Source organism: Nonomuraea mesophila (assembly GCF_004352805.1).
Lineage (GTDB): Bacteria > Actinomycetota > Actinomycetes > Streptosporangiales > Streptosporangiaceae > Nonomuraea > Nonomuraea longispora.
The window spans coordinates 1-7742 of record NZ_SMLD01000272.1; the positions used below are offsets into that span (position 1 = coordinate 1).

The following is a 7742-nucleotide window of genomic DNA, read 5'->3' on the forward strand; positions in this document are numbered from 1 at the left end:
GCAGCAGGCGCTGCGCCATCTTCAGACGGGTTTTGCCAACTTCTTCGCCAAGCGCGCCAAGTACCCAACGTTCAAGACCAGGAGGAAGTCGCGGGCGTCGGCGGAGTACACCCGTTCGGCGTTCCGCCGGCGCGAGGGGCGGTTGACGCTGGCGAAGATGGACGCCCCGTTGGCGGTCGTGTGGTCGCGTCCGCTGCCGGAGGGCGCGGAGCCGTCCACGGTCACCGTGTCGAAGGACGCGGCGGGCCGCTGGTTCGTGTCCCTGCTGGTGGAGGAGAAGATCACCCCGCTCGCTCCGGTGGAGCACGCGGTGGGTATGGACGCGGGCATCACCGCGCTGGCCACACTCTCGACCGGCGAGAAGATCGTCAACCCGCGTCACGAGCGCCGCGACAGGCGCAGGCTGGCCAAGGCTCAGCGGGCGCCGGCCCGCAAGGCCAAGGGGTCGAACAACCGGGCCAAGGCCCGGCTCAAGGTGGCCCGGGTGTACGCCAGGATTACTGACCGCAGAAGGGACCACCTCCACAAGGTCACCACACGGCTTGTTCGCGAGAACCAAACGATCGCCGTCGAGGACCTGACCGTGCGCAACCTGGTCAAGAACCGCCGCCTGGCCCGCGCCATCTCGGACGCGAGCTGGCGGGAGTTGCGGTCGATGCTGGAGTACAAGGCGGCCTGGTACGGGCGGACGCTGGTGGCGGTGGATCGCTGGTTCGCCTCCAGCAAGCTGTGCTCGGTGTGCGGGGCCTTGCAGGAGACGATGCCGTTGCATGCCCGCGAGTGGGAGTGCGCCTGCGGCGCGGCCCATGACCGGGATGTCAACGCGGCCAGGAACGTGCTCGCCGCCGGGCTGGCGGAGAGCTGAAACGCCTGTGGAGCTGGTGTCAGACCTCAACGAGAGTCCTCTCGGACGGGGCAACCGGCGATGAAGCAGGAATCCTCACGGGCGACCGTGGGAATCCCCCTCGTTTACGAGGGGGAGGATGTCAATGGCGCCTCTCCTTACGCACGGACCAGATCAGGTACGGGATCACGAAGATCGCCACGCTGAGGACGATGTAGGACGCGATCGTGGCGCCCTTGGCGGGATCGTGGGAGTCGAAGACCGCCACCCACATGAACACCGCGGGCACGTCGGTGATGATCTGCTTGCCCGACACCGCGACGATCAGGTCGAAGACCTTGAGCGAGATGTGTCCGAGGATGATGAGCGCGGACAGGGTCACCGGCCTGAGCAGGGGCAGGACGACGTGCCGGTAGACGCCCCACTCGTTGCAGCCGTCCACGCGGGCCGCCTCGCGCAGTTCCTCGGGCACGCCGCGGAAGCCGGCCAGGAACAACGCCATGACATATCCGGACATCTGCCAGACGGCCGGCAGCGCCATCGCCGCCATGCCCCAGTCCGGATCCCTGAACCACTGCCACTGCGGCAGCCCGATCGCGTCGAACAGCCGGTTGAGCCCCACCGCCCGCTCGCCCGTCCCCGAGTTCATCAGCCACCGCCACACGATGCCGGTCGCGACGAAGGAGATGGCCATCGGGAACAGGTAGATCGCCCGGAACGTCCCCTCGCCCCTGATGCCCTTCTCCATGAGGAACGCCAGCAGCCAGCCGAGCACCAGCGCCCCCAGCACGAACACGACCGTGAACACGATCGCGTGCTGGACCGACAGGTGCCATCGGGGCTGGTCCCAGATGTCGATGAAGTTCTGCAGCCCCACGAACTCGCCCTCGGACACCTCATCGTGCTTGTCCGTCATGGCCAGCTGGAAGTTCCAGCCGAGCATGCCGTACACGAAGACGGCGATCAGGATGATCGACGGCGTCACGAGGAGGAGCCCGGGCAGCCACGTGCGCGCCCGCCTCACAAGCAATCCCTCCCACGGACGCGGCAGGCCGCCGAGTGCGGCCTGCCGGGCCCGTCGCGTGGTCTTCTACCGGGTCGTCACCGGCCTGGCCTCAACCGATCTACTGGGCGTTGGCCGTGGCCGCGTCGGCCAGCCCCTGCTGCAGGGCCTTGACGTCCTTGGTGCCGAGGAACAGGCCGACCTGCTCGTTGATCGCGGCCAGCCAGGGCTGGTTCACCGCCACACCGTGCTGGATCGAGCCGGCGAGCTTGTTGCTCGACCAGTCCTTCAGCGCGTCGGCCAGGTAGTCGGTGTAGAGCGACTCGTCGGCGTCCTTGCGTGCGGGGATGGAGCCCTTCAACGGGTTGAAGGCGTCCTGGCCCTCCTTGCTGGCCGCGACCTTCAGCCAGGCCTCCGCCCCTTCACGGTTCTTCGCGCCCTTGGGCAGGGTGAAGCTGTCGGACAGCCACATGTAGGTGCCCTCGGTGCCGGGAACGGGCGCCCAGTCGAAGTCCGTCTTCGACTTCTTGCCCAGGCCGCCCTCCGGCGGGTTGTGGAAGTAGCCGTAGGCCCAGTCGCCCATGATGTTGAAGGCGGCGTCGCCGTCGGCGACCTGCTTGGCCGCGGGCTGCCAGTCGTCCTGCGGGTCGCCCGCGTACTCCATGATCTTGGCGAAGTTCTGCAGCGCCGTGGTCACCTGCGGGCTGTTCCAGTCGGCGCCCGGCTTGAACAGGGCGTTGTAGGCGTCGGCGCCCATCGAGCCGAGCAGCACGTTCTCCAGCACGTGGGTGGCGGTCCACTCCGCGCCGATCGACAGCGGGATCTTGCCCTTGGCCTTGACCTTCTCGAGGGCCGCGAGGAACTCCTCGATCGTCTTGGGCGCCCCGGCCACCCCGGCCTCCTTGAGCACGCCCGGGTTGAACCACAGGACGTTGGACCGGTGGATGTTCACCGGCACCGAGTAGATCTTGCCGTCCACGCTGATCTGCTCGACGAGCTGCTCGGGGAAGACCTCCTTGAGCTTCAGCTCGTCGTAGAGCGCGGTCAGGTCCTCCAGGTTGCCGGCCTTGATGTAGCCCTGCAGCTCGGCGCCCGCGTGGCCCTGGAACGTGTCCGGAGGGGTGCCCGCCTGGAGCTTCGACTGCAGCAGGGCCTTGGCCTTGTCGCCGGAGCCACCCGCCACCGCCGCATCGAAGAAGGTATAGGTCGGGTTTTTCTCCTCGAAGATCTTCCGCATCGCGGCAAGACCGTCGGCCTCACCCGGGCCCGTCCACCAGGAGAAGACCTCAACCTGCTGTTTCCCGCCGCTGCCGGCGTCGGGCGACTGTGCCGTCTGCTCGCCGCCGCCACCGCCGCAGGCCGTCAGGCCGAGAACGCTCACCATCGTGATCGAGGCGGCCACCAACCACCGTCGCATCGCACACCATCCCTTCGAAGCCCCCCGAAGCAGGTGATTCTTGACAACGTTGTCAACAACGGCTATCAACCCACTTTCCCCGCCACGCCGTCAAGGGAGAGCGGGTAACAGGTCCGCATATAAGCTCAGGCACGCCTCAGCACGCCGCCGGGGTCCGACACCACCGTGACGCTGAAGCCATGGCCCCGTGCCAGGTCGGCGCCCTGCGCGGCGACCACCGTCGCCCCCTTCGACACGCCCAGCGCGATCAGGGCGGGCAGGTCCCAGCCGCCGCCGGGGCTCCAGGTGGCCAGCACGACGTCCGACTCGGTCAGGCGTACGGGCCGGTCGAGCTCGGCCATCCGGGCCAGCAGGTCCGCGTGCGACAACCGGCGCCCGCCGGCCGGCAGGAGCGCGGTCTGATGCCTGGCGTCGAGCACGGGCAGCTCGGTGGGCGAGAGCGCGACGAGGTCACCGAAGTCGATCGTGTCGAGCGCCGCGCCCAGCGAGACGATCTGCCGCACCCGGGACCGCTCGGCCGCACGCACCGCGGTCGGCGCCAGGTCGGGCGTGGTGACCAGAGTGCGCGCGTCGCACTCCCGCAACCACGCGGCCAGATCGTACGCGCCGAGCCCAGGATCGACGGGCGCCGCCACCCCACCCGCGGCCAGCACCGTGTGCACCGCCAGCGTCTGCGCGCCCGCCGTCGAGACGTGCACGCCCACCACCTGGTCACGCCGCGCGCCCCTGCACACCAGGCCGGAGGCCGCCCTGGTCACCTCGGTCACCAGCTCGCGGTAACCGTAGACGCGGCCATCCCGCAGGTCGACGAGCGCCGGCCGGTCACCGCGGCCGTAGGCCAGCCGGAAAACCTCGTGGATCACGGTGCCGGTGGTCGAGGGCGAGCGTTTCATGCACGACAACGTACGGCGGCCCACCGTGCCCGGCATCCGCCGATGTATGTAGGCCGATGTGCATTATTCGGGCGGGCCCGAGCCCTGCGCGACTCGAGCCCGCAGCCACGCGGCCACGGCCGGACCGCCACCCCTCCGAGGATGCCCGGCCGACACGGTCGCGTGACGACCGCACGCGGGGCGAGCCCCGCGTTGGAACCGTAAGCCGGACGGTCATCCTCGCGCATGCTCTGACATGGCCATTCGACGATGTAGACGGCCGGCGCTGCACATGTGTAGAAGCTCAACGACTGCCGATCATCCATGCGGCGATCTGTGTACGTGTGGAGAAGCCGAGCTTCGACAGGATGTTGGCCACGTGGCGCGCGGCGGTCGCCGGGCTGATGACCAGCTCGTCCGCGATCGCCCGGTTGCTCAGCCCTCGCGCGACCAGCTCGGCGATCTCGCGTTCCCTGGCCGTCAGCCTGCTCTCCTGCGTGACGGGGACGAACGCCGCCGCGGGCGAGTCGGGCCGCGTGCCGTCGAGCGCGCAGGACACCGCCTGGTCGGCCGTCATCTTCGTGCCCTCGGCCCAGAGCACCGCCACCATCTCGTCGCCGAGCAGCTCCCGCGCGGGCCGCAGGACGTTCTCGGTGCGCGCGTCGGGCTGGCGGCCCCGCAGCGCCACGGAGGCCGCGACCAGCAGCACCCCGAGCCGGTGGTCGCCCTCGGCCGCGGCCAGGCCGGCCCACGCCTCGAGCCGCCTGCCGATGCCGCAGGCCAGGCCGGCGTCGCGGCTGAGCATCAGCGCCTCGGTGAGCCTGGCCCTGGCGGTGGCCAGGTCACCCTGGTCGAGCGCCACCCCGCCGAGCCCGGCCAGGCAGCTCACCTTGTGCTGCCTGGCGTCGACGTGCCCGACCAGGCCCAGCGCCGACTCGTAGTGGCGCCTGGCCGTCTCGGGATCACCCGCGTCCCTGGCCACCTGCGCCAGGCCGATGTGGCCCGAGGAGCGCCCGACGTGGTTGTCGAGCTCCTCGTTGATCGCCAGCACCTCGCCGTACGCGCGCCGCGCCTCCCGCAGCCGGCCGTGCCGCAGGGCCGCGGCCGCCCTGGCACTGTGAGCCAGCGACTGCAGGATGCGGTCGCCGGACTGCACGGCCGCCTCCAGCGCGCGGGCGAGCAGGTCCTGCTCGCCCGTCAGCCAGGCCATCACGACCAGGCCGGTGGCCGTGCCGTACGTGTCGTGGGCGGTGGCGCAGGCGGCCAGCCCGGCACGGACCCACCGCAGGGCGTGCTCCCTGTCACCCGCTGCCAGGGCCAGCTCGCCGCGCAGGATCGTGGCCTGCCCGCGCAGCGCCGGAGGCACCCGCGCGGCGTCGAGGGCCAGCAGCCGGTCGAGCCGGTCGGCCGCATCGACCTTGCGCCCGCAGCCGGTCAGCAGGAACCGTACGTCGGTCAGCAGGGCGAGCGCGGTCTCCGGCTCCCCGGCGGAGATCGACCAGTCGCAGGCCGCGGCGACCTCGGCCCTGAGCCCGTCGAACAGGTTGATGTAGCGCTCCACCACCGGCCACGACATGCGCCTTTCCGGTGACACCACCCGCTTGAACCCGGCCGCCATGTCGGCCAGCGCCAGCAGGTGGCGGTGCCGCAGCTCGTTCTCCTCCCCCGACGCGGCGAGTTGTTCGAGCGCGTAGTCGCGAACCGTCTCCAGCAGCCGGTAGCGCGCCTGCCCGGCGATCTCCCCGTCGAGCGCCACCAGCGACTTGTCGACGAGGTCGCACAGGCGGGGCAGCACCTCGTCCTCGGGCAGCTCGGGGCCGGAGCACACCCGCTCGGCCAGGTCGAGCGTCCATCCGGCGCGGAAGACCGTCGTACGGCGCAGCAGCACCCGTTCCTGATGGCTGAGCAGCCGGTAGCTCCAGTCGACCGCCGCCCTGAGCGTCCTGTGGCGGGGTGGGGCCGTCCGGGCGCCGCCCGCCAGCAGGCGGAAGCGGTCGTCGAGCCGCTCCACCAGCTGGCGTACGGACAACACTCTGACCATGGCGGCGGCCAGCTCGATCGCGAGCGGCAGCCCGTCGAGCGCCCGGCACAACGTCACGACGAGCGGCAGCGTGTCGGCGGTCAGTTCGAAACCGGGCCGCGCCGCGGCCGCCCTGTCGGCGAACAGCCGCACGGCCTCGCTGCCCTCGCCGTCGATCGACAGCGGCGGCACCCGCCAGACCGTCTCCCCGGGCACGCGCAGCGGCTCCCTGCTGGTGGCCAGGACGGTGAGCGCGGGGCAGGAGCCGAGCAGGTCGCGGCAGAGCTCCGCGCACTCGGTGATCACGGTCTCGCAGTTGTCGAGCACCAGCAGCACCCGCCTGCCGCCGATCAGCGCGACGGGGTCGCCCGCGACGCCGAGCGAGGCCGCCACGTGCGCCCTGACCTCGCCTTCCTCCAGGTCGGCCAGCTCGACCAGCCACACGCCGCCCGCGTGGCCGGTGGTGACCCGCGACGCGAGCCGCAGGGCCAGCCGGGTCTTGCCGATGCCGCCCGCCCCGCACAGGGTCACCACCCGCGAGACGCGCATCAGCTGGACAAGCTCGTCCACATCGGACTCCCGGCCCACGAACGTGTTCGGCTCGGCCGGCAGGTTGGCGAAGTCAGCGAATCGCAGCATCACTGTGAGTGTGTCACCAACTACGTCGTGCGCCCACAGTGAAGTTCATGAGAAGTATGGGTGAGCGCGGGCACACTCTCTCTTATGGCCGATGAGCCGCTGGAACTCGGGGAGATCTCCTCCTCCGACTGGCATGCCCACACCGACAAGATGGCGGAGGTGGGCTTCCTGACCATCGCGAGGCGTCTGCCCGCCCTCGTGGTCGAGGCACTGCGCATGGCGTGGCGGGCCAGTCCCCGCGACACCGTGGCGACGGTGACCCTCAACCTGCTGGGCGGCGTCTTCACCGCGTTCGGCCTGCTGGCGACGACGGGCGTGCTGACGGCGCTCTTCAGCGAGGGTCCCACTCCCGACCGGGTGGTGGCCGCGCTGCCCGCGCTCGCCCTCGTCGGCGCGGCCGCCGTTTTACGCACGACGACGCAGGCGGGCGCCGGCTGGGCCCAGGCGCGGCTGAACCCCCAGGTCAGCCGCCTCACCGAGGAGCGGCTCTACGGCCTGACGAGCCGGGTCGACCTGGTGGCCTTCGACGACCCCGAGTTCCACGACGCCCTGCAGCGCGCCAGGCTGCGCGGCGTGGCCATGACCGACGCGGTCGTGTCGTCGGCCATCAACGTGGTCACGGCCGCCGTCGGCATCGCCGCCGTGGCGGGGGTGCTGGGCGTGCTGCACCCGGTGCTGCTGCCGCTCCTGCTGCTCGCCGTGGTGCCCGACGCCTGGGCCGCGGTGCGCAGCGCCAGGATGCAGTACACCACCCTGCACTCCCTCGTCCCCGCGGCCCGGCGCAAGTGGATCATCGCCGAGCTGCTGGCCGAGCGGGAGCCCGCCGCCGAGGTGCGCTCGTTCACGATGCGCGGTTTCCTGCTGCGCATGTACGACGCCGTGGCCAGGGCCGAGCAGGACGTCATGCTCGGGCTGGCCAGGCGCCAGATGCTGACGAGGCTGGCCGG

At 70.9% G+C, this 7742-nt stretch carries 4 protein-coding genes and 2 pseudogenes; 2 read left to right on the forward strand and 4 right to left on the reverse strand.

What is annotated here, in order from left to right; translation table 11 throughout:
* Positions 1-952: pseudogene (locus E1295_RS45920) on the forward strand (RNA-guided endonuclease InsQ/TnpB family protein); the annotation flags it as partial.
* A 34-nt stretch (positions 953-986) separates the two neighbouring features.
* On the opposite strand, the gene E1295_RS45925 reads toward E1295_RS45920, so the two are convergent.
* The 4 genes from E1295_RS45925 to E1295_RS45940 all read right to left on the reverse strand — a co-directional run bounded on the left by E1295_RS45925 (position 987) and on the right by E1295_RS45940 (position 6795).
* Positions 987-1868 carry a carbohydrate ABC transporter permease gene (locus E1295_RS45925; protein WP_181958150.1) on the reverse strand — a complete coding sequence of 294 codons (882 nt, stop codon included), beginning with the start codon at positions 1866-1868 and terminating at the stop codon, positions 987-989.
* 100 nt (positions 1869-1968) lie between these two features.
* The gene (locus E1295_RS45930; RefSeq protein WP_132641373.1) at positions 1969-3264 is read right to left on the reverse strand and encodes an ABC transporter substrate-binding protein; all 1296 of its coding nucleotides are present in this window, start codon (positions 3262-3264) and stop codon (positions 1969-1971) included.
* A 125-nt stretch (positions 3265-3389) separates the two neighbouring features.
* Positions 3390-4157 (reverse strand): AMP-binding protein, encoded by a 768-nt coding sequence (locus E1295_RS45935; RefSeq protein WP_166427750.1) that lies wholly within the window; start codon positions 4155-4157, stop codon positions 3390-3392.
* 283 nt (positions 4158-4440) lie between these two features.
* The gene (locus tag E1295_RS45940) at positions 4441-6795 is read right to left on the reverse strand and encodes an ATP-binding protein (RefSeq protein ID WP_132641377.1); all 2355 of its coding nucleotides are present in this window, start codon (positions 6793-6795) and stop codon (positions 4441-4443) included.
* An 84-nt stretch (positions 6796-6879) separates the two neighbouring features.
* On the opposite strand from E1295_RS45940, the pseudogene E1295_RS45945 reads away from it, so the two are divergent.
* Positions 6880-7742, forward strand: a pseudogene (locus tag E1295_RS45945) (ABC transporter ATP-binding protein); the annotation flags it as partial.

Bases quoted from the DNA above. Each gene is read 5' to 3' on its own strand.
- E1295_RS45930 (WP_132641373.1), bottom strand. From the start codon at position 3,264: ATGCGACGGTGGTTGGTGGCCGCCTCGATCACGATGGTGAGCGTTCTC.
- E1295_RS45935 (WP_166427750.1), bottom strand. From the start codon at position 4,157: ATGAAACGCTCGCCCTCGACCACCGGCACCGTGATCCACGAGGTTTTC.
- E1295_RS45940 (WP_132641377.1), bottom strand. From the start codon at position 6,795: ATGCTGCGATTCGCTGACTTCGCCAACCTGCCGGCCGAGCCGAACACG.